The sequence below is a fragment of the Candidatus Zixiibacteriota bacterium genome (assembly GCA_020853795.1).
GTDB lineage: Bacteria > Zixibacteria > MSB-5A5 > CAIYYT01 > CAIYYT01 > JADJGC01.
This window is the reverse complement of the sequence record JADYYF010000005.1, coordinates 15536-38658: the sequence shown is the minus strand read 5'-3', so window position 1 is coordinate 38658 and position 23123 is coordinate 15536. Positions and strand designations below refer to the sequence as shown.

18 protein-coding genes and 1 tRNA gene are annotated in these 23123 nt (G+C 59.0%); 4 read left to right on the top strand and 15 right to left on the bottom strand.

Translation table 11 applies throughout. The features are described 5' to 3' along the window. Nucleotides 1-7: 7 nt before the first annotated feature. A tRNA-Phe gene (locus IT585_00645) sits at nucleotides 8-80 on the bottom strand. Nucleotides 81-446: 366 nt separating this feature from the next. Here IT585_00645 and IT585_00640 point away from each other — a divergent pair. Further along, nucleotides 447-2201, top strand: coding sequence for a hypothetical protein (locus IT585_00640; protein ID MCC6961739.1), 1755 nt, complete (start codon nucleotides 447-449; stop codon nucleotides 2199-2201). 40 nt (nucleotides 2202-2241) lie between these two features. On the opposite strand, the gene IT585_00635 is transcribed toward IT585_00640, so the two are convergent. From IT585_00635 to IT585_00610, 6 genes are all read right to left on the bottom strand, one after another. Further along, nucleotides 2242-3129 carry a D-alanyl-D-alanine carboxypeptidase gene (locus IT585_00635; protein ID MCC6961738.1) on the bottom strand — a complete coding sequence of 296 codons (888 nt, stop codon included), beginning with the start codon at nucleotides 3127-3129 and terminating at the stop codon, nucleotides 2242-2244. After that, nucleotides 3119-3904 carry a DUF72 domain-containing protein gene (locus tag IT585_00630; GenBank protein MCC6961737.1) on the bottom strand — a complete coding sequence of 262 codons (786 nt, stop codon included), beginning with the start codon at nucleotides 3902-3904 and terminating at the stop codon, nucleotides 3119-3121. Before IT585_00630 ends, IT585_00635 begins: the two co-directional genes overlap by 11 nt. A gap of 118 nt (nucleotides 3905-4022) precedes the next feature. Further along, a complete protein-coding gene (locus IT585_00625) occupies nucleotides 4023-4652 on the bottom strand; it encodes a hypothetical protein (GenBank protein MCC6961736.1) in 630 nt (209 codons plus the stop codon). Then, complete coding sequence (locus IT585_00620) at nucleotides 4652-5470, bottom strand: hypothetical protein (protein MCC6961735.1); 819 nt, start codon at nucleotides 5468-5470, stop codon at nucleotides 4652-4654. The genes IT585_00625 and IT585_00620 overlap by 1 nt, the downstream gene beginning before the upstream one ends. Nucleotides 5471-5477: 7 nt before the next feature. After that, on the bottom strand, nucleotides 5478-6089 hold the full coding sequence (locus tag IT585_00615; GenBank protein MCC6961734.1) for a hypothetical protein: 612 nt from the start codon (nucleotides 6087-6089) through the stop codon (nucleotides 5478-5480). Next, nucleotides 6086-6847 (bottom strand): hypothetical protein, encoded by a 762-nt coding sequence (locus IT585_00610; protein ID MCC6961733.1) that lies wholly within the window; start codon nucleotides 6845-6847, stop codon nucleotides 6086-6088. The genes IT585_00615 and IT585_00610 overlap by 4 nt, the downstream gene beginning before the upstream one ends. Nucleotides 6848-7053: 206 nt before the next feature. Between IT585_00610 and IT585_00605 the strand changes: the two genes are divergently transcribed. The 3 genes from IT585_00605 to IT585_00595 are packed head-to-tail and all read left to right on the top strand — an operon-like array spanning nucleotide 7054 to nucleotide 9983. Continuing rightward, the gene (locus tag IT585_00605; GenBank protein ID MCC6961732.1) at nucleotides 7054-8292 is read left to right on the top strand and encodes an extracellular solute-binding protein; all 1239 of its coding nucleotides are present in this window, start codon (nucleotides 7054-7056) and stop codon (nucleotides 8290-8292) included. Then, entirely contained in the window at nucleotides 8282-9160 is an 879-nt protein-coding gene (locus IT585_00600; protein ID MCC6961731.1) for a sugar ABC transporter permease, read from the top strand. Before IT585_00605 ends, IT585_00600 begins: the two co-directional genes overlap by 11 nt. Nucleotide 9161: 1 nt before the next feature. Beyond that, nucleotides 9162-9983 (top strand): carbohydrate ABC transporter permease, encoded by an 822-nt coding sequence (locus IT585_00595; GenBank protein MCC6961730.1) that lies wholly within the window; start codon nucleotides 9162-9164, stop codon nucleotides 9981-9983. Here the strand turns inward: IT585_00595 and IT585_00590 are convergent, their stop codons facing one another. From IT585_00590 to lipB, 8 genes are all read right to left on the bottom strand, one after another. Further along, nucleotides 9984-11888 carry an N-acetylmuramoyl-L-alanine amidase gene (locus tag IT585_00590; protein ID MCC6961729.1) on the bottom strand — a complete coding sequence of 635 codons (1905 nt, stop codon included), beginning with the start codon at nucleotides 11886-11888 and terminating at the stop codon, nucleotides 9984-9986. It abuts the gene before it with no gap. After that, complete coding sequence (locus IT585_00585; GenBank protein ID MCC6961728.1) at nucleotides 11881-12870, bottom strand: hypothetical protein; 990 nt, start codon at nucleotides 12868-12870, stop codon at nucleotides 11881-11883. The genes IT585_00590 and IT585_00585 overlap by 8 nt, the downstream gene beginning before the upstream one ends. 22 nt (nucleotides 12871-12892) lie before the next feature. Next, the gene (locus IT585_00580) at nucleotides 12893-13834 is read right to left on the bottom strand and encodes an LD-carboxypeptidase (protein MCC6961727.1); all 942 of its coding nucleotides are present in this window, start codon (nucleotides 13832-13834) and stop codon (nucleotides 12893-12895) included. After that, on the bottom strand, nucleotides 13831-14613 hold the full coding sequence (locus tag IT585_00575) for a C40 family peptidase (GenBank protein ID MCC6961726.1): 783 nt from the start codon (nucleotides 14611-14613) through the stop codon (nucleotides 13831-13833). The genes IT585_00580 and IT585_00575 overlap by 4 nt, the downstream gene beginning before the upstream one ends. 84 nt (nucleotides 14614-14697) lie before the next feature. Next, on the bottom strand, nucleotides 14698-15723 hold the full coding sequence (locus tag IT585_00570; protein MCC6961725.1) for a PorV/PorQ family protein: 1026 nt from the start codon (nucleotides 15721-15723) through the stop codon (nucleotides 14698-14700). Nucleotides 15724-15742: 19 nt separating this feature from the next. Next, entirely contained in the window at nucleotides 15743-18763 is a 3021-nt protein-coding gene (locus tag IT585_00565) for a hypothetical protein (protein MCC6961724.1), read from the bottom strand. 36 nt (nucleotides 18764-18799) lie between these two features. Continuing rightward, on the bottom strand, nucleotides 18800-21655 hold the full coding sequence (locus tag IT585_00560) for a TonB-dependent receptor (GenBank protein ID MCC6961723.1): 2856 nt from the start codon (nucleotides 21653-21655) through the stop codon (nucleotides 18800-18802). A 576-nt stretch (nucleotides 21656-22231) separates the two neighbouring features. After that, complete coding sequence (gene lipB, locus IT585_00555; GenBank protein ID MCC6961722.1) at nucleotides 22232-22909, bottom strand: lipoyl(octanoyl) transferase LipB; 678 nt, start codon at nucleotides 22907-22909, stop codon at nucleotides 22232-22234. Nucleotides 22910-23123: the final 214 nt, after the last annotated feature.

The window sequence follows — 23123 nt, the reverse complement described above, 5'->3', positions numbered from 1 at the left end:
ATCAAAGTGGCGCCCCCCAGAATCGAACTGGGGACACGCAGATTTTCAGTCTGCTGCTCTACCAACTGAGCTAGGGCGCCAGTTTGCAAGGCGGGTAATCTATCGATTGAATTCAAAATGTCAACGATTTTAGCAGTTGCCTCGCGACAGGCGCGTCTGCCTCCGTGCAGAGGTTTTGCAGGCGGGCAAGTCTTCCGCGCCTCTGCCTACCCAGGAGTCGTGAAACCCCGGACGGCGGTGAGTTTGAGAAGATAATCTAATTACTTGACAAAATCGATCTATGATGTACAGTGTATTACAGGACGGCAACACCCCTGCGCCGCGCTTCGCATGCGCCCAGTATCACCGGCGACTACCAAGGCACGAGAGGTGACGCCGTCAGGGCGCAAGTTACGACTCAATCCCTAATCGGGAAATCACATAAATCGAATCATGGAGGCGTGACTATGCGTGTTTCTCTAACGGCGGCCGCTCTGGCGATGACGTACCTGGTGCTCTTCGCTCCACTTCAACCGGTCCGGGCCAAGATTGTCAATCTTTCCAAAATCGTGTGCGGTGATGCCGACAGCTCCGGTACGGTCAATCTCGCGGACGTGAATTTCACCGTGAACTATCTCTTCAGTGGGGGGCCGGCGCCCGATCCGCTCGAGCTGGGAGATCAGGACTGCAGCGGCGCCATCGACATCGCCGATTGCGTTTACCTGATCAGCTATCTCTACGACCTTGGCGGGCCGGCGCCTTGTTGCCCAACCGGTGCCGACTATTGTCCGCGCCCGACAACAACATCATTTGATCTGGTCACGGCACTGCAGATGGCTAAACTCGCGAATCACGCCTACAAGGCCGGACCGGCGCTTTCAGCGGCGGATATTATTACGAGTTGCTGGGAGGGAATCAGGTTTCTCCAGTCCGACCCGAATTTCGACTGTGATGTTCCGCAAATTCCCAGTTTTGAGGATACGCAGTTGTTTCTGGCACGCGATCCCTGGACGGGAGACATTGTCGTCTCGTTTCGCGGCTCGGGCACGCTCCAGGACTGGATCAGCAACGCGCAATTTGCTGATGCGGTTGACTGGCAGTTCGACGATGGCACGATCATTCCCAATTCGGTACACAAAGGATTTCTCTGCGCCTACCAAAGCGTGGAGGCTGCACTGAAGACTGAGCTCGAATCTGCTATCGACGAACTCGATGAGGTAGCGAATGTACGCGTCTACTTCACCGGGCATAGCTTGGGTGGCGCGTTGGCGACGATCGCTGCTCTCGATCTCGTCGACTGGCTGGTTGACACGAAGGGGTTTCAACGCGATCACGTCGTGATGTATTCGGTGGCGGCGCCACGGGCGTTCAAGCCGTCATTGCAGGGTTCGTTTTCGGCGCGAGTACCCAACAGCTGCGCCATCATGGAAAAGACCGACCCCGTGCCCTACCTGCTCCCGACGTATGAGCATATTTGGCGCGTTGCCATCATCAATTCCCGCGTCTCGGGCACCGGCGCGATCACGGCAACACGCCTCGAATTTGCGGGGGGCGAAGACATAAGCGACTGCGGGCCGGTTACACAATTGGTGCCGTGGAGTTATGAAGCATTGGTCGGTCACGATCGCGAGAAATACATCACGCGGTTGGAGGAGGTCGAAACACCCGGCTTGCCGACTGTCGCGATCAGCGTCGACAACGGCCGCATGAAACTCGCTTGGAGCGGCGTCGTCCAGGGGCCCTGCGATCGCGTCATTCTCTGCGACAATTGCCCTACGGAGATTGACTTTTTCAACCCCCTGGCGAACGATTGGGAATGGGTCGTCAAAGCCAGCTCCAAGCAAACTCCGCAAGCCAAGAGCGAAGGCCTTCGGGCAGCCTATGTTGACGGTTTTGGCCGCGTCATTGCCCGCTCCGCGCCGTATACCGCGAAAACGCCAGCAAAGCTGACGCTGACGCGCCGGCCGCTGGGATTTCTTGAAGTTACCTGGAAGGTGAGCGATGAGGGGCTTTACGACTACGTCGCGTTGTACAAGCAGAACCCCAACACGGCCGGCCCCGATGGCTATGTTGCGGGCAGCAAGCACCTGGTCTATTCCGACACTGACGATGTGTGGTCATCGGTGCGCCCCGGCGGGCCATTCTGGGTGGCGTATGTAACAGCTGACGCCCTTGTCGGCGGCCAGCGGCGGATCCTGAGGGTTACCGGTCCGGTGGAGTAGGATCGGCGGCAGAGAGTTCGACAATGGCGAACGGATTGCGTTAGTCCAGTTGTTTGAAAGCCCAGTCGAACAGCTTCTGCGCCTGCGTGAAGCGCTGGCCGTTGGAATGAGCGCCGAGCACCACGGCGGTCAGGTCGTGGCCGTCGCGGTCGGTAGCGCGGGCGGTGAAACACCAACCGGCTTCTTCGATGTAGCCGGTTTTGCCGCCTTCAACCTCGTAGCGGCCGTGCAACAGGCGGTTGGTATTGCCGAAGGTATATTGGCGGTGCTTGTTGACCGAGGAAAACGTGTACTGCTTCTCCTGCAAGATTTGCGAGATCGTTTGGTTGTTGGCAGCGGTATTGAGCAGACGAGCGACGTCTTCGGCATTGGCGACGTTATTTTCCGACAAGCCGGTCGGTTCTTCGACGTGGATCGACAGCAGTCCCAGTTCGCGCGCCTTGGCGTTCATGGCGATGACGAAGGAATCGGGGCTGACGCCGGTCGAGCGCGCCAGAGCACGGGTGGCGCGGTTATCGGAGCCCATCAGACTAGCATGGATCAGGTCACGGACGCGATAGATGTGTCCGGCACGGAGCACCGAGCGGCTGGAGTTCTCGACGTCAGCCATGATCATCGGGACCTCCTTGTTCCAGTCGACTTTATAGTCGAGGAAGGTGAGTGCGGTGAGAAGTTTGGTGATGCTGGCGATGGGGCGGACAATGTGCTCATCCTTGCCGTAGAGTTTGATGGAGTTGTAGTTGTCGAACAGGCAGGCGGATTCGCAGTTCAGATACGGCGCTGGTCGGGTGATATCCACTTTCGGTGGCAGCGGTCCGACGAGGCCGCTGGTGATAGCGAGATTGGCGGGGGACACCAAGGCGACCATCAGCGTAAACGCCGTGGCTCCCAAGAGGAGGAAGATTCGCTTTAGTGCCTTAAGAGACATCAAGCATCTCCAGAATCTGCCGGGCATTGGTAACCGCTTGCCCTTGATGGCAGTTGTTGAAAAACAAGTACACGGTCTTTGCCTCTAACCGCAGTGCCTCGATCTTAGTTATCCACTCTTGCAATTCCGATTCGCTGTAGAGATAGTCATAGCGATCGGACCCCTCACCGGTATACCATTTATCGGCATTTCGGCCGTGGAATCTGACATAGCCGACCGGAATCGTGGCCACCGCGACCGGCGGAACCATTTGTTCCAGTTGGGGTTCGTCCACAGAAACGAAGCCGATCTCCAAGGCGCGCAATAAGTCAAAGATCTCCGTTCGAATCCAGCTGGCGTGCCGGAATTCGACGAACAAATTATAATCGATTAAAAGCTCGCGGCAAGTCTTAATGTGATCCAGATTTTGCGGGTTGCGCACGAACGACCACGGGAATTGCGCCAAAATCCCCTGAAGCCGCCCCGATTCAGCCAGGGGAGCAATAGCGTCGCGGAATACCGGTGTCAGTTCGCGAGCCTGGTGCCGTTTGTGGGTGAGCGATTCGTGCGCTTTGACCATGAACTCGAAGTGGGGTTTGGTGCGCCTGACCATACTTGCGAATGTCGGCGGCGGCGGGATGCGGTAGTAAGTGGCGTTGATCTCGACAGTATCGAACTGGGTGGCATAATAGTCGAGCATTTTGGCCTTGGGCAATCGCGGCGGATAGAACACGGTTTGCCAGTCGGCGAACGAGTAGCCGGAAGTTCCGACTTTGACAGTGCCCTTCGTCGTCATTCGCTCTTTCCTTTCGGCTGCTGAAAGCGTACCCGGCCGCAGCGGGGACAAACCCATTTGCGCTGTTTATGGAAGGAGCGTTTTTCTTCCTTCATGCGAACCTTGCAGCGCGGACAGGTCATAGCAGTTTCAGGAAGTCCCCCAGCAGGAATTCGATCCGGCCGATCAGCAAAGTGATGCGCGAGGTCACCGTATAGCCAAAAGTTGCGCCAAAGAAGATCATCAGGAAATATACGCCGACATTGCTGCCCCAGCGAGCGAGGCCGCGGTTACTGCGGGTGTAGAAGAAATACACCATCACGCTCAAACAGCCGATCAGTCCCACCGATGCGTCAATCAGCAGCCCCCAATCGGTGCCGGGAGCTGCGCCGATGGCGGCGAAGGGGGCGATTGTTGCCGTCATCTGCTTGAGGATGCGCGCATCGAGCATGGCAGGGATCGAGAGTCCGGCGCCAGCGCCGATGACCAGCGCAATTACTGGTCTGCTCAAGCCGACCCAGGCGGAGCGCAAGCGGAGCAGCATCAGCAGGCTTAAGGCCAGGGGAATCAACGACCAGAGATTTCCCTGTCCAAATAACGGCAACAGCAGTTTCGGGCGCAGCACGGAAGTCCACAACAACACGACGGTGAAGCCGACGGAAAGGCCAATCAGGATGTGTTCGGCCGCACGATAGAGAGGGTTGTCGCGATATAGGAATGAAAGGATCGCGATCGTTGCCGCGGCGGCTGCGAGGGTGGCCCAGTCCATCAGTTCCCTGCTTCCGGCGATGTGCTTCGACGTCGACGATCGGCGACGTTGCCGGCAACGATAATCAGGACGATTACAATTTGGGCGACGGAGAGTGCAAACATGCCGCGCGCCCCTGCGGCCGGTTGTTTCAGGAGGGTTTCGTATTCAGCGGCGCCCTTGAGTCCCGACGCCAGGGCCACAATCTGTCCCGAAGAGATATAGGGTGAAAACGAGGTCGCCATGGTTGCGGTCAACATCGTCAGGAGACGAACTTTGTAAGGGAGCACGGCGTGTTCGACCCAATAGGTCGGCATCGAGCCATCGGCGAGCGAGACGACAAAAGCCAGGTTGTCGTAGTTGACGACTTCGCGCAATAACGGCAGTCCTGCGGATCTTCGGCCGTAGTAATCGCTGGGAAACTCCTTGGTGATAGTATCGGCCAGAGCGAGGATTGCCGAGCGAAATTGCGGGCGAAAGCCGAGGAAAGCGTAGTCGACGCCGTACGTTTTGCCGGCTTCATCAGCGGCGGATTGCAGCAATTGCGCGCCGAGGGCGGTGCCTTCGGCAAAGAGTGACAGCCCGAGGATGCGGACGTTGCGCGCAAATGCGTGCCGCACCAACGCATCGCCAAGCGGTTTAATTTCGGCGTAGGCCGAGGCCTCGAAATCGAAGGAAACCAGGATGGTCGCGCCGGCCGGCAACGAGTCAATCGCGGCAAAGAAGTTGCGAGTTTCGTCGGACGGCTCATTCGCCGGGTGCAATTGCAGCAGCACCGGCAACGTGACGGCGAGGGCGACGACGAGGAAGACGATTTGGCGGCCGCTCGGTTTGGTCATGATTGCCTCAACTGTAGCTCCGTTCGACGCCGAGGATTACGCGCAAGGCGGTGGCGACCGAGCCGAGTCCGACGCCGATCAGGAGCCCGCGTTTGGCGGCCGAGGAGGGGTTGTTGAAGATCCAGGCGGCGACATCGGGGAGCACCCGGCTGACGGTTTCGCCGATGACATTCCGGCCAAGCAGGACGATCACCGCCGTCAGCGCCAGCACCAACGCCGGCCGGGAGCGCACACGGAAGCCGCGATAGGCTGCCGAGGCCACAAAGAAGGCCAGCAAAGAAAAGGTGGTGGCCTGCAGTGGGGCTTGCAGATTATTGAAGGCCCACTGATACGGCGAATTTGCATCGATGCCGAAGATGGCGGCGGCGATGACCATGAACAGCAGTGAGGCAATCGTCAAGCCGCTGTAGATCGCAGCAGAGCGGCCGGCCCGGGCTCTCAGGGCGTGATGCTTGAGCACGCTAATACCGCCAACGACCATTGTCGCGGCAAAGATGATCTGGTAGTAGTCGAGCAAGGTGCGATAGATAGTCGCGGTGACGCCGGTCTGAACGAAGTATTGCGCGACCATGAACAGCCCGACGATCGTGGCAACGATAGCAGCCAAACGCGCACTCATGGCAATAGACTCCGGTGTCCATTAATGCCGAATAGCGCCAGTACCGGCAACAACAACAGCAGCGCCACCAAGAGCAAGCGGAGAGCATCCTGTGCGATCATCGAAGCGCGCACTTTCTCGTCGGCGGTCAAATACGCCGAGGCGGTAAACAGCTCCTCGCCGATGAGGGTGTAGTCACAAGCGACGATGAAAAACGACAGTTGAATCGTCGAGTCGGTACCGGCAATTTGCAGGGCGCCGTTGATGTTGCCGGTTTCGGCGAGAATCAGGGCCTCACCTTCGAAACTCCCGAGGAGAAAGAGCGCGCCCGGTTTTTCGCGGGAGACGATGCCGTCGACGCCGGCGGCATAGCCGAATTGCGAGGGCGACACAAAGACGATATCGTCTTCGCGGAACAGGTCGGCATGTCCCTGCTCGGCGTAGGCAGCCTTGATGATCTCGCGGGCGGCCTCGGCGATCACCGGGTCGTGTGTCGGAAATATCAGACGGGTGCCATAACTGGCCGCTCGGGCAGCGACGGGGCGCAGCATATTGAGCGCCGCGATAGTCGTGGCGCGCTGGATATCACCGCCCCAACCGGTCGTGAAGACGATCGGGCGGCCCTGCTCGGTCGATCGGCCGATGGCCTCGTCAACGGCTTTGAGGCCGGGGATCATCCGCAGCTCGCGGCGGAGGGCGCGCGGCCGCAGGGTAAAGAACAACACGACGGCGGCGACGAGCAGAACCCAGATCAGGAGCAATAGATTTGACTGCGGCAAGTGCGCTCCGTTGGCCGCGGACAACGGCAATCGCGACGCAGGGCCGGATGCCGTGCCCGGGCGGAATGATTAATCGCTCAGAATTCGGTCGTTGCCAAAAGCAGTGAGTATCATGGCTGCGCCAGCGAGGGCGGTCAACAAAAACTTGGCGCCGGAGTTACAGTGTTTTGGTTGATTTGCGTGCCGCAAGTCGGCACAGTTGTGGCATGATGAAGTCTCGACTCTTATTGCTAATCATGATCGGCCTGATGGGGGCCGGGTGTTCGCAGCAAGCCGGCGGACCGCAGCAGTTGACCTGGTGGCAGTTCTGGACCAGCCCCGATGTGCGGCCGGTGGTCACGAGGATGGCGGCGGATTTCGAAGCCAAGGCGGCCGCGAAAGTCCAGTTGGGCGATCTCACCTGGGCGGATGGCCACGAGAAGATCGCGATCGGACTGGCCGCCAGCGGTGGTCCCGACGTGATCGAGCTCGGCTCCGACTGGGTGGCCGAATTCGCGGCGGGCGGGCGATTGCTGGATTTGACGCCTTACCTTGGGGGCCTGCGCGACAGTCTGCTGATGTGGGAGCCGGCGGAGTTTGCCGGGGGGACTTATGCCGTGCCGTGGATGCTGGGGACACGGGTCTTGTTCTGTAACAAGTCATTGCTCGCGCAAGCGGGGTATCCGCCGGAATTTGTACCGAGGACGTGGCCGGAGCTGCTGGATGCGGCGCGCAAGGTGGATGCGCTCGGCAACGACATTTTTGGTTTCGCCAGCAATTCGGCGGAGCGGCATCGGCTTTACAAGAAGTTCCTTCCCTTCTTCTGGAGCGCCGGCGGCGAAGTTTTCGGCGTCGACCAAGCCTCCACGCAGTTCAGCAGTTCTGCCGGTCTGCGCAGTCTGGAATTCTACTTGCAGTTGTCCGATGCCGGCTTGATCGAGACGCAAGCGCGGTTGGAGGAATATTTCGTGGCCGGCAAGGTCGGTTTCGTCATTTCCGGAGAGTGGCTGGTGCGCCGCCTGCGGCAGGATCGCCCCGCGTTGCAGTGGGAAGTGGCCGCGATGCCGGCCGACACGGTGACCGGAGTCGGCGTCTCGTTTGTCGGCGGCGAATACCTGGTCGTGAATACGCAGAGTGCAAATCCCGCATTGGCGATGGCACTGCTGCGTCACTTGACACTGCCGGAGAATGACGGCAAATTCGCAGCGGCGACGGGGAGTTTTACGCCGGTGAATCGTTATTCCCCGTTGCCGTTAGACTCGGCGCTGGCGCCGGTTGCGGCGGTGTTTCAGCAGCAGCTGAAGGTATCGCGAGCGACGCCGGTGCACCCGGATTGGGTGGCGGTTGAGGAGATTCTGGAGCGGGGGCTTGAACAGGCAATTTTCAAGAAACTCTCCGCCGCCGAGGCGCTCGCGATGATCGACCGCGAATGCGGCGAGGTGTTGCAGCGTCGTTATGGCCGGTAATTCACGGAGTTTTCGCCGCACCGATCTGCTGTTTCTCTCGCCGTGGCTGGCGACGCTGCTGCTGTTCTGGCTCTTCCCGATCATCGCTTCGTTTGCCGTTTCGCTGACGGACTACCAACTCCTCTCGGGGAACTTCGCGTATGTCGGCTCGGAGAATTTCCGCCGGCTGTTTGCCGACGATGTCTTCCTGCGCGCGATCCTGAATACGGTGGTCTTCACGGTGGGCACGCTGCCGGTGACGACGGCGTGCGCGATTCTGCTGGCATTGTTTCTCAATGCCAACCTGCCGGCGCGGCGGTTCTTTCAATCGGTTTACTTTTTCCCATCGGTCGTCTCGCTGGTCGTGGTGGCGCTGATTTTCAGTTCGCTGTATGCGCGCGGCGGGTATATCCAGATGCTCGGCGAACTGGCCGGTTTGAGCGCGCCGGAACACGGTTTTCTCTTCTCGCAGATGACGGCGCTGCCGGCGATCATGGCGATGGATATCTGGATGTCGAGCGGTTACTACATGCTGTTGTTTCTGGCGGCACTGCAGTCGATTCCGCGCGAGCTGTACGACGCCGCCGCGCTGGAGGGGGCCTCGTGGTGGCAGCGGTTTCGGATTGTGACGTTGCCGCACCTCAAACCGATGCTCTTGTTCGTCGTGATTCTCAACACGATCAAGTCGTTTCAGATCTTCGTCGAGGTTTTCGTGATGACGAAAGGCGGACCGTTGAATTCGACGATGACGATCGTCTATTTCGTGTACGAGGAGGGGCTGCACAAGTTTAACATCGGATATGGCGCAGCAGCGGCCAATCTGCTCTTCGCGCTGATCGCGCTGATCGCCTGGCTGGAGTTGAAGTTGATCCGGGAGCGGACGGTGTAACGTGAAGCCTCAGCCCCTGAAGTCAACCCTGCGAATCCTGATCGCACTCGTGATTGCGGCGGTCTTCGTGGCGCCGTTCGTTTACATGCTGATCGGCTCATTCTCCACCGCGTTCACGTTAACGGGGACTCTCGACTGGAGCGCAATTACGTGGACGCTGACCAACTACGCGTTCCTCTTCTCGCAGTCGCAGTTGTACATCCCGCTGCTGAATTCCCTGCTGGTGGCGGCCGTGGTCACGCTGGGCAATTTGTTGTTTTGCACGCTGGCCGGCTATGTCTTGGCGCGGCGCGAGTTTCGCGGCCAGAAGCTGGTGATGTTGTCGGTGATCCTGGTGCTGATGATTCCGGCGCACGTGGTCATCATTCCGATGTATCTGCTTGCGAACTGGCTGGGGATTTTCGACACGTACCTGGCGTTGATCCTGCCGTTCCTCGTGTTGCCGCTGGGCGTGTTCATGATGCGGCAGTACATTTCCGCAATCCCGGCCGACATGGAAGAAGCGGCGCGGATCGAGGGCGCGAGCGAGTGGACGATCATCTGGCGGGTGGTGATGCCGCTGTGTCGACCGGCGCTGGCGGTGTTGGGCGTGCAGGTTTTTCTGGTCAACTGGAATTCCTTCATCTACCCCTTCATTCTGACGTCATCGGAGTCGATGCGCACCCTGCCGGTGGCGCTGGCGCTGTTACAGGGTTATCAGAGCATCAATCTGCCGCAGTTGTTTGCCGCCGCCACGATTTCGGCGTTACCGACGATGGTGCTGTTTGTGCTGTTTTCGCGCCGAATCACCGAGGGGATCATTGCCGGCGCATTGAAGGGCTGATCACTTCCCGATCGCGGCGCGCGCGCGTTCGCGTTCAATGAAATCGCAAATGCCGTCGGCGATGGCCTGCGCGATCCGGTGACGAAACGCCGTCGTCTGCAGGTCGATCTCATGCTCCGGCAGCATCATGAATGCGCACTCCACCAGAATTGACAGGTAGCCGGTGGGACGGATCACGGCGAAGTTGCCGTGCCAGAGGCCGTAGTCGTTGTAGCCGGTGGCGGCGACCATGCGGCGGTGAACCGTTTCGGCCAGTTCCATGGACTGCGGGTGATAATAGAAACACGAGGTGCCGTTGTTGGTGAAGGGATTGACGCCGTCGGGCAGGGCGTTGTTGTGCACCGAGACGAAGATATCGGCATTGAAGGCGTAGGCGCGCGGCGCCCGGTCGTGCAATGCCAAAGGCGTGTCGCCTTCGCGCGTCATCAGCACCGAGGCGCCTTTCTCGGTCAGGAGATTGCGCAGTTCCAGCGCGATTTGGAGATTGGCGTCCTTCTCCTTGAATCCGGTCGGTCCGATGGCGCCGGGATCGGGCGAATGGCCGGGATCGACAGCGATGCGCAACCCGCTGAGAGCGGTGTCCAAGTGGGGTCGGTCATCGAGTTTCAGGTTGAGTTGGGTTTGATCGTAGTGGCAGTCGTAGCCCCAGAGCGTGCGCGAGAGATCGATTGCGAGCTCGACGACGCCGGTTTGCGGTTGGTCGTACCGAATCGAGGCGATCAGGCTGTCGCTGGTGTCGTAACGCACCCAGTCGATATTGGAGGTGCAGTTGTAAACCCGCAGATACAGCCGATTGGCGAGGCGGTCGTATTCGACATCAAACGGCAGCTTGGCGCCCGGGTTGAGCGTGATAACTACGCCGCCGTCGGTCTTGCGAGTGCGGATCAGGCTGAATTCGCCGCCGGGAATACGGCTTCCCTCCGGAAGCAGTTTCAGGCTGGTGTCGGCGATCCAGACGTCCTGGCCTTCGACCAGGCGCGCGCGATACGAGTTATTGGCGAAGCCGGTGATGCGGAAGCGCAGGCCGCGCGGTTGAAACACGGAGAAGTAGCCCTTGCGCGGGCCAACGCGCAAGGTTTGCAGCGAGTCTTTCAATTCACCGACGACGACTTTGTTTTGGGGCCAGACGGTAAGAACGGCATCGCTTTCGCGCGTCACGCAACCGCAGGTCTCAAGCTGTCTCTTGAAGCCCCGCTCTTTGCTGTCGAGGTCTTTGAGCGGCCTGCGACAGAGGTAGTAAGTCACGGTGAGCGAGTCGCTGACGTGCCGACTTTGCAGCACACTGCTTCCGGTGAAGCTGCCCTTGACAAGCAGAGAATCCGGAACTTCGCCTTCGCCGAAGAGCGCCTGTGCCCAGTAGCTTTGCGGCGCCGGGGGAGATTCGGTCATTACGCTCAGTCTCTCGTCGTGCGAGAGGCGAAAATAGGCTTTCAAGCCGGGGGTGCCACGGAAGGCGAAATTGACGAGGTCGCCTTCCATCCAGGTTTGTCGGCCGCTCGGCACCAGGTAGCCGGGGACAATCACGGTCGACTCGGCCGGCGGTATGCGGTAGGGTTCGGGTACAATGATCGCTACCTCGTGCGTCTTCTTCTGGCCACCCAAGGCGGCTTCGAGCCGGAAGGTGAAGCGCCCCGAGGAAATCGGCAGGAAGGCCAGGAACGCGCCGTTGGAATAGACCGGAACCGAAGTGCCGTTGATCGTTAGCGTGGCGCCGGGGGTGACGTTGCCAAAGATGAACTGCGAATCGACTGCGGCGATGCGCTGGTTCTGGGTGGGGTAGATGACATCGATCTTAAGGGTAGGCTGCGTTTGCGCCGAGGTACCAGCCAGCCAGAGCAACGCGATGAGCGATGCAAGTCCGGCGATGCGTCGGGATGAAGAATGAGTTGCGATCGCCTTAGGCAAGAATGGTCTCCTCGCTGGCGATGCCGATGCCGCTGCCGCCCGGAAGCAGCAGCCGGTCGCATTCAAAATGCGCGCCCCAGAACGGGTCGTCTTCGGTCAACAGGATGGCATCGAGGTCGAAGTAGTCAAACAGCGACGCCAGGTGCAGGGCCGCGGTGATACCGATCGCTGATTCGATCATGCAGCCCAAGAGCAACTTGAGCCCGTGCGTGCGTGCCCGTTTCGCCATCTCGATGACTCGGGTGATGCCGCCGCACTTGGACAGCTTAAGGTTGATGCCGTCGCAGACGGAGCGGAAGGTCTCGATGTCGGCGATGGTCTTGATGGATTCGTCCAGAATCAGGGTACACTCCGCCCGGGTTTTGATCTCGTCGAGATCGCGCAGTGCCGGTTGTGGCAGGGGCTGTTCATAGAAGTCGATCGGATAGCCGTTCAGGGCCTTGATGCGCGCGATGGCTTCCGATTTCGTCCAGCCGCCGTTGGCATCGAGCCGCAACCGTGCTTCGCGCAGTTTGAGCACTTCATCGACAAAGCGCAGATCATCCTTGAATCCGACTTTCAGCTTGAGGGCGCGAAACTCCCGAAATTCATCCATCTGCCGCTTCAGTTCGTCAGCGGAGCCGGGCGTGACCGTAGCCGAACTGGCGATTTCGCCGGGCGGATCCAGTTCGAGGAAGTGGTAGAGGGGGAGCTCGCGGCGGCGCGCGTCGTGATCGAGCAGGGCCATCTCGATGGCGCAGCGGCTGACGTTCAGGGACGGCGGGAGGACGGCGACCTGGCTTTCAAGCGAGGCGCGCGCGGGGCTGTCACCCAGCCGCCCCAGCAGGTCGTTTGTCAGTTGCAGACACTCGGCGCTGGGGACGCCGTAATGAATCGACGAGGAGCCCTCGCCGCGGCCGCTGCCATAGCGCGCGACCAGCGTCTGCTTGGTTTCCGCGCTCCCCTGCGACAGATTAAACGCCTTCTTCAATCGCAGCTGCACGAGGCGCAATTCCAACCGGGGATCAGCCAGCCGTGACCTCCTGCAGTAGTGTCAGCGACCTCGATTTGGTATCCAGGCGGGCGCGCGCGCCATACGGAATCGTGATCGACTTGTCGATGTGCCCGAACGGCACGCCGAACAAGATCGGGATTTCTTTGCGGAAAATCGTCCGCAGGCGATCGCAGATCAGGGAATTGGTCTTGCGCGCCGACAGCTTCGCTTCGGTTTCCCGCCAACTGATGTCGCCGACAATGACGCCCTTGACCCCGTAGAGGAGCCCGGCCAGTTTGAGGTGATGCAGGAAGCTGTCGATATGATCCACCGTCTCGTTGATATCCTCGAAGAAGAAGATCGCGTCATTCAGGCGCGGCAAGAAACCGGTACCGATTAATTGTACCAGCGAGAACAAATTGCCGCCGAGCAAAACGCCCTCGGCCTCGCCGTCGCTCAGCACCTCGATCCGGACCTTGCTCTTCTCCGGGATCAGGTCGATCCCGGTTGTTGGTTGCGTCAGAAGCGGCAGCAAACGGCTGAGCGCCGCAGAGTCAAGATTGATCGGCATCGGTCCGGAGAACGAAATCAGTTGCAGTTTCTGGTACAGGGCGGCCTGCAGGATCGTGATATCCGAGAAGCCGATCAGAGCCTTGGGGGAGCGCGCGGCAGCGTCGAAGTCAAGGGCGTTAAGAATACGCAGGCAGCCGTAGCCGCCACGACCGGCGATCAGGGCGTGAATGCGATCCGACCGCCACGCCTGGTTCAGTTCATCGGCCCGTTGTTCATCACTGCCGGCAAACCCGTCCGCCTCGCGCTCGAGCAGCCGGGAGCCTTCGATCGCAAAATGTGCCTCGAGAAGCGAGATGCCGTCGTTGTAATAGCGAACGCGGTTGCGGCTGCCCTTGAGCGGGCCGGCCGGGAAAATGACTTTCAGGCGGCTGCCCGGAATCAGTCGTTGCGGCAGAATCATGGTATCACCCGCCGAATGGTTGTGATTTTGTCAGCGAGATCGGCGCGGAAGTTTTCGCTGCCGGCCAGCAACGACTCGATCTGCACGCCAGCCCGCAAGCGGGAGGAATGCAGGATCTGTCCTTCGCCGAGATAGAGCGCAACGTGTCCCGGAAAGCAAACCAGATCGCCGGAGGCCGCCTCCGCCAGATTGACCTCGGTGCCAGTCGCAGCCTGATCCTTGCTGTCGCGCGGCAACACGATACCGCAGCGTCGATAGATGGCCTGCACCAGGCCGCTGCAATCGTAGCCGAACGACGAAGTACCGCCCCACAGGTACGGCACGGAAATCAACGATTGCGCTTCGCGGAGGGCTTCCGGCAGATCCACCTTGTCGGCCAGGCTCAAGCGACCAAAGACGAGATGCAGGTCGCGGCCATGGACGTCATAGAAAAGCTCGCCGCCGGCCGAGCGGAGCACGGCGCCGTAAGGCAGACTCAGGCGGCGTTTGTCGTCATTGCCGCTGAAGACAGCAATTTGCGATGTGACGACCGTCATATTCCCTGCCAAGATTGACTGAGGCTGCAAGTAGTCCGAAGCAATCCAGCCGGAGTAGCCGTCGTCGGCACGCGTCCGTACAAATTCATCTTGTTGTGCGAGGACTTCAACTGCGTGTCCGTAGAGCGCCTGGGATATTCGCTCGGCGCGATGCTGGGGCGCGGAACGCATATCCGCCACCGGGACCCGGACGACCAATTTCTCCATCGAGGGGAATTTGGCAAATCGCGCGAGTGGCTTCAACTAAAAGTCGCGAGTCGTTGGCGGCTATACAAAACCGGCGGAGACTGGTGTCTCCGCCGGTGGAAGGTGCGATACGAACGCGTCTTAGAACGCGAATTTAACCGTGAAATACTGGTTGTCGTCAAAGCCGTTGACGTCCACCTGTTGCCAGGAGTAGTCCAACGAGATATGCGACTCGCCCCAGTGGAGTTTCACGCCAGCACCGAATGAGCCGCCAAACGTGTAGTCATCCTGGCTGGATCCAACGAATCCGCCGCGCAGGAAGAACATGTCGTTATAGCTGTATTCGGCGCCGCCCTTGAACTCATCCTGCGAGAAGTTGTTCGCCTGGAAAGTGCCGGAAACTTCGAGATTGTTCATCTCGTTGGTTTCCAGGGCGTTCCATGCCACGCCGAATTGAATCGACGACGGCAGGTCGAACCCTTCGCTTTCGCTGCGCAGGGTTTTGTTGGCGGAGTTGGGATCGGTTCCGGGCGGCTGGGTCTTGATGTCAAACCCCGATCCGCTGAATTGCATCTGCGGTCCGAAGTTTTTCAAGACTACGCCGAACTTCAACGCGCGCCAATTGGGCACGTAGGTGAAGCCGAAATCGAAAGCCACGCCGCGAGCCTCAACGAGATCGATTTTCTCGTTGATGAAGTACCCGGTCGCGCCGAAGGAGACGCGGTCGGTGAACTGCCGGGCGTAGGTCAGACCGATCACAGAAAACGTCGGGCCAAAGGTTTCGCCCGCCGTTCCCTGGGGATCGCTGGCTGTAGTTTTCAAGATGTCACCAACCGAGAGCACCTTGACGGAGGCTCCGAGCGTGCCGAAGCCCTCGATGGTCGTCGCCATGGCGACGTATTCGAGGTTCATATCGGCGAAGTACTCGAGGTGCGAGAACATCGCCTCGGTGCCGCTCATGGAGGCGACCCCGGCCGGGTTCCAGTACAACGCTTCCGCGCCGCTGGCATTGGCGATCGCCGATCCCCCCAAGGCCGAACCGCGCGATCCGATCGGAATGCGCAGCTCTTGCGCGCCGGCAGTTCCGATTCGCTGCTCATTACCGGCGAGGAGCACAGCGCTCATAACCAGAAGCAGCGCCAACGAAAGCAAGAATATCTTCTTCATCGTTATCACTCCTCTCCTCTTAGTAAGTATCCAATTGTTCGACTTCGGGGAAGACCGCCATCTTGCCGAACTTGGTTCCCAAGCCGTCCGCTTCGACGACCCAAATGTAGATACCCGAGGCTACCCACAGACCCGACTCGGTTTTGAGATCCCAGCTGAATCGGGTGGAGTTATTCGCGGGTTTTACAATCGTGCGTACCAGGTCACCGGCGATGTTGTAAATGCAGAAGGTCATCTCCTTGCCTGGCGGCACGTTCTCGAAGTACATGATGCGATCGAACTGGTCGAGTTCTTCCGGATTGAAGGCGTAGTACGGATTCGGCCACACCCTGATGTCATCCAGACTCTGGCGGACGAAGGTGCCGTTGCCCTGATCGTACTTCGTCGTTTTGAAGGTGAAGCGATCGGCTGTCGTGTTCGCCTTATTGGTGAGAATGCGCACGACAGTTCCGGCCGGCGGATAACCTTCAACGTCGCCGGCAGCGCTATAGAAGCGGAAGCGGCGATAGCTCCAGAGCAGGACATCCGGGTCGTAGTTGCCGGCATTGTCGTTGGGGTCATTCCAGTTCACGTCATCATACGGAATCTCATGGAAGTAGATCCCGTCGCCCCAGTTGAATTCGCCAATCGGATCAGTGTCATCCAGCAACATGAACGACACGCGGCGGTCGTCGGAGGGGTCATTGACCGTATTGGAACCGATGTTCCAGAGTTCGATCGGAACCTTGAACGGATTGACGTAACCGTAATCCGCCGAACCATCGGGGCCAAACCAGTCGAAACAGCTCTCCGTCAGCCCGTCGACGATACGAATCTCGTAATCGTCGAGGGTCGGATACGACCAATTATAGCGCGGGAACGAGTGGTCGCCGAGATTGTCCATGTACCAATCGCCGGTAGAATTCAGCGAGAAGTTCACGTTATCGGGCGGGTCGACCACGGCGGTGCCATTGTGCACTTCGCGGACGCTCTTGACTCCGCGCGAGGGGCCCATGACGCGAATCATGAAGCCATCGACAATCGGGAACTCATAACCCGGCGTCTGATTGTCCTGGTTTTCGAGCAGGACCTCGCCGGAGGTTTTGTCGGTCAGATTCCAGGTGTCATCCTCGTTGAAAGTCACCTCGTAATCATGGCCGGTAATCGAATCGGGATAGATGTATTCGATGACCACCGAGCCGTCGGAATTGCCGATGTGTGTCGCGGTATCCGCATAGGTACCGGGCCAGGTCAGCGGCCGGACTTCGATCGGTCGGACAGGGCTCTCCAGCGACTCGGTAATGAAGCCGAGGAAGTTGCCGTTGGGGTCATTAAACGGTGTGATATTGCGCACATCGTAAGAATAGGATGTGACACCGAAATAGTATGGTCGGTTGTTGAGTAGAGGCACGCCATCGATCTGGCTGTTCGTCAGTCGGATCTGGAACTCCAGACCTGACTCCGAACCTTGCTGGATGATGACGCGCTGGATACCGCCGGCCTCGGGGTTGACCTGATCGTTGTAGATCAGGGCGACCGGGCAAGAGAGATCTTCACCACAGAGCGCTTCGCTCTCCAGATCGTAGGTCGCGAACTTCTTCCACGGTCCCTGCGGTCCTTCGCCCTGATAAAGATTGAATCCCTCGAAATGGAATTCCTGGTTCAGCGTCGCGTTGGAATCAACATCGCCGACCGGGAGATCGTCCCAAATCAATTCCACCGCGCCGTCCATCGGCCGCGCGTAGACATTCGGCGAGGGGGGCGGTGACGGGATATCGAAGTTCAGGTCGAACACGACCTGGGCCTGGCGATCCACTTCCTTCAACGCGATGATTGAATTGAGCGGATCGGCGCCTTGCGCCACGATCACTGCCGCGACCACTTCCTGCGTGTCGCCGGGAGCCATCGTGAATGGGCCAGCAGACATCATGAAGCGGCGGTCGGCGGCCGACGCGTCAACCCAGCCGGTCTGCGTCACCGGATCGCCGGAAACCGCAAACGTGGTGACCTCGCTGGTTGTCGGATTCACGGTCGGGATCATCGCCTGCGAATTCGGGTCTTTGGTCAGACCGCGCATGTACCCGTAGGTTTCGACGCGGCTGGCCGGGTCGGTACCGTTGATGTACTTGTTGAAAGAGTACATCGGCAGGTTGCGAAAGCCCTGACGCCACTTACCGTCAACGAGCGCCGAGTCGCCCTCGGACGGGACGATCGGGCCTTCGAAGAAGTCAAAGCCGACGGCCGGCGGTTTGGAGCCGTAGTCGGTGTCGCCGCCTTCGTTGTAGCAGTAGCCGAGAGAGACGGTGGTGTCGCAGCCGACAAGGTCGTCGGAGGCATCACCAAGGTCGGGGTCGGCCCAGAGCGCCACAAAAGTGGAGTCGAGAGTGTTGGTACCCTTGTTGATGATCTTGTACTTCAAGAACAGGGTGTTTCCCAGCGCACCGCCACGGGCAAAGCCGAAGGCCGACTGCTGGACTTCGATGCCCAGCGGCTGAGTGCCGGCTGCGTCATTGATGTGACCAGCCGCGTCGGCATCGTTAAATACCGACCAGCACATCTGGTCGCCGAGAATCTTGGGGTTGCCCTCTTCGTCCACGGGGGCGCCATCGGCCACCGGCCAATTCGCGTAGTCGGGATTGGATGCCGGAGTGTCGCCGCGTTCCACCTGATAGACTTTGAAATTAGCGTTGTCCGGCTGGTAGGTGCCGTCCTTCATGGGACCCGGCACGAACTCCGAGGAGTACTCGGCGATGGCGAGGCGAATATCACTACCCACCTTGGCGCCGATCCAGATACCGGCCGCGTAGATCACGGTCTTCTTCGTTCCGCGCGGGAAATAGAGACCGTCGGTTTTGCCCAGTACGTTGGCGTTGTCGTAGGCAAAGTTACCGTCGTTGTATACGAACATTTCCAGATTGTTCATATTCAAGCGGGTATCCGTGTCCTTGAACAACGCAGTCGACGGGGTCTGCCACTTCCCAGTGACGTTACTGACGCCCCACGCGAGCGTGGTCATCATCAGGAACATCATCAAGGAAATTAAGATCTTGGTTTTTTTCATCTGCTTCCTCCTGAAGCCTTCCTATGATAACTCGCCTTAGAAGTTCAGCCGCAAGCCCAAGCGGACCTGACGCGGCGTGTCATAGTTGCCGGGATTGGCCTGTTTGAAGTTGTACTTGTCAACTCCCTCCTGGCCGTAGGTCTCGGCGTAAGTCCGGCCCTCGGCGGTCGCCAGCCAACCGGTGTTGTCGGCGCGCCCGGTACCTTCGTAAACGTCGATCGCATTGTCGGTGTCAAAGACGTTGATCACCCAGAGATAGACATCCCAGTTCAGGCGAGCGACCTGGAAGCCCTTATTCGCCTTGATATCCAGGCGATAGGTCCACGGGCCTGAGCGCGAGTTGATCTTGCCCACGGGAGTCGGCGTAACCGACGCCAGCGAGATTTCGTTGTAGACCGCCATCGGGGTGTACGGCGTACCGGAGGCAGCGCGGAACACGAAGTTCAACCCGGCGTTTTCGAGCGGGTGAATCGTGCCCATCAGCGGCCCCTGATTTTCACCGGCGCGCACGTCGAGGATCGCGGTGATCTTGTGGCGCTGGTCGAAGTCGAGCGGCGAGATGCGGATCGGGCGCTCGGTGTTGGTCCAGGCGATGTTACCCTGCGAAGTCGCGTACGAGCCGGTGCCGGCGGCGTAAGACAACGAGTAGTTCAATTCGCCCTGGATCGAGCGGGTGCGACGCATCTTGAGCGCGACTTCCAGTCCCTTGACGGTGCCGAAGTCGGTGTTGCGATAAGTCGCGAACGCGTTTGGCGAGGACGGCTGATTAATGACCTGGGTCAGGCCCTTGAGGTCCTTGAAGTAGGCGGTGATGTTGAAGCTGGTGAAATCGCCTAACTGGTGCGCCATACCAACTTCATACGCCGTTGTCTCTTCCGGCTGCAGATTGGGATTACCAATCGCCGCATAATACGGGGCGTCCTTCACCATGCGCTGCAGGTACTGCGTACCGACGTAGAGGTACTGCAGTTCCGGGCGCTGGAAGAACTTGCCGTAATTCACGTGCAGGACGGTGCGGTCGGAGACCGGGAAGCCGATGCCGAGACGCGGCGAGAGCTTCTGCTCCGCCTTGGCCTTCTCGAAGTCGGAGTCGGTCAACTGCGTGGCGCCCTGGATCTCTTCCGGAGTATGCGCGGCCGGATTGGCCAGGATGTTATCCGGATCGAGCGGGCGCTCTTCGTTGCGCAGACGGTCGGTGTTGACGTTCAGGTAGTCGTAGCGCAGACCGGCGTTGACGACCAGGCCTTCCCACTCGAACTTATCCTGAAGATAGACCGCGAAGTTGTATGGCTTCTTGGCGCCGTCGGGGCCATTGTCGACGTTTTCCTGGCCGGTCTTGTCATAGCCGTAGAAATTGGCATCCTGCCAGGAAACGCGGTCGCGGTCCGCCGGATCGGCAATGGTCGTGTCGATACGGGTGGGATCGAGGTGGTTGTAATAGCGCAATTGGTGGCGTTCAAAATCGACGCCGAACTGCACTTCGTTGAATTCGTTGACCTGGCTGGTCATATCGAAGTTGAGGCCGATGTAGGACGAATGACGTTTCAGCACGTCTTCCCACACGTGACCTTCATCTTCCGGCGTGCTCAGATCATCGCCCGCCCAGAATAGCCGGGTATCATCAAAGGTCGGATTGCCGTCGGGACGCTGGTACGAATAGATGTCGGTCCAATGCGTGGCGTCACCGCGGAACCGCTTGGTGATGTAGTAGGTCCCGCCGAGTTCGAAGAAGGTTTTCTGGGTGATGTTGTTCGTCCACTTGGCGTAGTACGAGTAGTTTTCATCCAGATAGCGCGGCGCGTGAGTCCCATTGAAGTAGTAGTTCATGCGGAACTCGTTCCACTCCTCGTAAGATCCAAGGGTGCCGATGCGCAGGATGTTCTTCTGGTTGAGATCGTAGCGCACCTTGCCCTGCCAGGTCCAGCCGGACAGGTCGTTGTGCGGCAGCCGGCCACCGGCAGTTGCGCGGGGTGCGCGATCGCCGAGCCGGCGGCGTTCCATTGAAGCGAAGAAGCTCGCCTTATCGTTATTCGGCATGATCGGGCCATCGAGATTGAAGGCCAGAACATTGTAATTGAAGCGATTGTCCGATCCCATGAACTCGTCGGTGACCGCTTCAATCGCGCCGGAGTACTGCTTGGCGCCCTCCTTGGTCGTGACGTTGATCGCGCCCGAGGAAATCCAGCCGTATTCGGCGTTGAAACCGCCATTGGAGATCGAAATCTCCTCAATGGCGTTGTTGTTGATCGCGGTCGTCGACATGTTCGTCAGCGGATCCTGCTGGGAGAAACCGTCGACGAAATAGGCGACGTCGCCCTGCCGGCCACCGCGGATGTTCAACGCCGGCTGGTTGGAAGCCTCACGGCCACCGCGCGTACCGACGGCGGACGCTTCCACGTTTTCCGAGTAGGCGACGACGCCCGCCGACAGGCCGACGACATCGGTATAACCGCGCGTCGGCAGTTGTTGGATTTCATCGCCGCTGACGATTTTCAGCGACTTGGTTTGATCCAGAATCACCAGCGGACGTTCGGCGATCACGATTTGCGTCTGGCCGATGTCGAGCACCTTGGACGACAGTTGGAAATCCGCTGATGCCGTCAGATCGACGGAAACGGCAAGACCCTGCAGTTCGACCGGGGCATAGCCGATGATTTCGGCCTTGAGCGTGTAAGTTCCGACGGGAACGTTGAGGATGAAGTATCTCCCCTCCACATCCGTGAGCGCTCCCATGGTCGTGCCGTTGATCGTCACAGCGACACCCGGCAGCGGAGCGCCTGTTTCCTTATCCGTCACCTTGCCGGCGATTTTGCCGACCGTTGCAGCCATCGAGAAGCTGCAGAGCGCGAGGATCAGAAACAGAACCAGTGCTACTTTTGGTTTGAGTTTCAAAACCAAAACCTCCTGTTATAGATTTGAATTCGCATGCAAAAGTGCAGAGTTAACATACGGGTTCAATAGGATTCCTCCTCTGTGCTGATGATGGGTTTCACTTCCAAATCTCACTTGCCTCCAATTAAAATCAACGCGCGAAAGTCCTCATTGTGTATCCTGAAGTCCCTTTGATCTGCGGCGTTACCGTGCGGTGTATAGAGGCGGGGGCGTCTGCGTGTCGACGAATCCTTGCGGCGGCACGACAAACGTGATCTTCTCCGCCACTCCTTGCCGGAGACCATGAAACATCACGAGCTTATTCTTCTTTCGAAAAGTGCGTTGAAAAACGCAAAACTGTCAACATAAAACTTTTCGCTAACTACAAGAGAGATCAGCGCTTTGCTTAAGTGATCGGCGTTTCAGCTTGGGGCTTTAGGGGGCGGAAAGAGAAAATGGGAGAAAACTGAACAGCGTTATCGGCGGTGACTAACCTTTAGATCGCCAGCGGCTTTGTTCTATACAGGCGACGACTGTGCGGATTCTGAACGCAGCAGCCGACAAGGTTATGTTTCTAAGTGGTTCATTCTACCAGACTTAGAGTACCAGCGTGACCCCAAACACTTTCTCGATAGAATTTGATAACTGGTAGAAGACGCGACTGCGGTCGACCGCGGAACCAGCTACTTCGGTGAGGCTGGTCACAGAGTCGGGGGCGAAACCGCAGGGATTGATCAGTTGAAAATATGAGAGGTCGGTATCGAGATTAAGCGCCAGTCCGTGATAGCTAACCCAGCGTTTCACAGCGATACCGATAGCGCAGATCTTCTTGCCGCCGACCCAGACACCCGTTTTGCCGGCGATGCGCTCCCCTTCGATACTGTATTCCTTGAGAAAGAGAATCACGACTTCTTCAAGGTCGCGGAGGAACTTGTGCAAGTCGCGGCCGCGCTGTTCGAGGTTGACGATCGGATAGACAATTTGCTGTCCGGGGCCGTGGAAGGTGACATCGCCGCCGCGCTCGACCTCGTATTTGGCGACGCCGCGCTTTTGCAGTTCCTCATCCGAGGCCAGGATGTTGGCGACGTCGCTACCGCGGCCGACGGTGATGGTCGGGGGGTGGCTGGTGAAGATGAAAGTATCGGGCGCTTCACCGGCGATCACCCTGTCAACCATTTGCAGTTGCAGTTGGCGGGCTTTCTCGTAATCGGAAAGGCCGAGATCGAAGATGCGGGCCTGGGGTTTGGTCGTTGGAGTATGGGTCGTGTCGTTCATAAGTATTGGTGATACGTTCGATTCGCTGGTGATGGTGGTGGTTGTGTTTGGCGCGAGGCGAAGGATGGATGTGGCCTACGAAACGAGATTGCTTCGTCGCGGTCGAGGGCGGAGGACGGGTCGACGGAAGGGGCGCTCCTCGCAATGACACACGGCGGGAGTGTGGAGGAAGAGTATGCAGGTGTTGTGCGGGGGAACGAGGAATCCGACTCTC

Excerpts from the sequence above, each read along its gene's own strand:
- IT585_00615 (MCC6961734.1), bottom strand. The coding sequence starts at position 6,089 with ATGAGTGCGCGTTTGGCTGCTATCGTTGCCACGATCGTCGGGCTGTTC.
- IT585_00625 (MCC6961736.1), bottom strand. The coding sequence starts at position 4,652 with ATGGACTGGGCCACCCTCGCAGCCGCCGCGGCAACGATCGCGATCCTT.
- IT585_00635 (MCC6961738.1), bottom strand. The coding sequence starts at position 3,129 with ATGTCTCTTAAGGCACTAAAGCGAATCTTCCTCCTCTTGGGAGCCACG.
- IT585_00605 (MCC6961732.1), top strand. The coding sequence starts at position 7,054 with ATGATGAAGTCTCGACTCTTATTGCTAATCATGATCGGCCTGATGGGG.
- IT585_00620 (MCC6961735.1), bottom strand. The coding sequence starts at position 5,470 with ATGACCAAACCGAGCGGCCGCCAAATCGTCTTCCTCGTCGTCGCCCTC.
- IT585_00640 (MCC6961739.1), top strand. The coding sequence starts at position 447 with ATGCGTGTTTCTCTAACGGCGGCCGCTCTGGCGATGACGTACCTGGTG.
- IT585_00565 (MCC6961724.1), bottom strand. The coding sequence starts at position 18,763 with ATGAAAAAAACCAAGATCTTAATTTCCTTGATGATGTTCCTGATGATG.
- IT585_00600 (MCC6961731.1), top strand. The coding sequence starts at position 8,282 with ATGGCCGGTAATTCACGGAGTTTTCGCCGCACCGATCTGCTGTTTCTC.
- IT585_00630 (MCC6961737.1), bottom strand. The coding sequence starts at position 3,904 with ATGACGACGAAGGGCACTGTCAAAGTCGGAACTTCCGGCTACTCGTTC.
- lipB (MCC6961722.1), bottom strand. The coding sequence starts at position 22,909 with ATGAACGACACGACCCATACTCCAACGACCAAACCCCAGGCCCGCATC.
- IT585_00570 (MCC6961725.1), bottom strand. The coding sequence starts at position 15,723 with ATGAAGAAGATATTCTTGCTTTCGTTGGCGCTGCTTCTGGTTATGAGC.
- IT585_00580 (MCC6961727.1), bottom strand. The coding sequence starts at position 13,834 with ATGATTCTGCCGCAACGACTGATTCCGGGCAGCCGCCTGAAAGTCATT.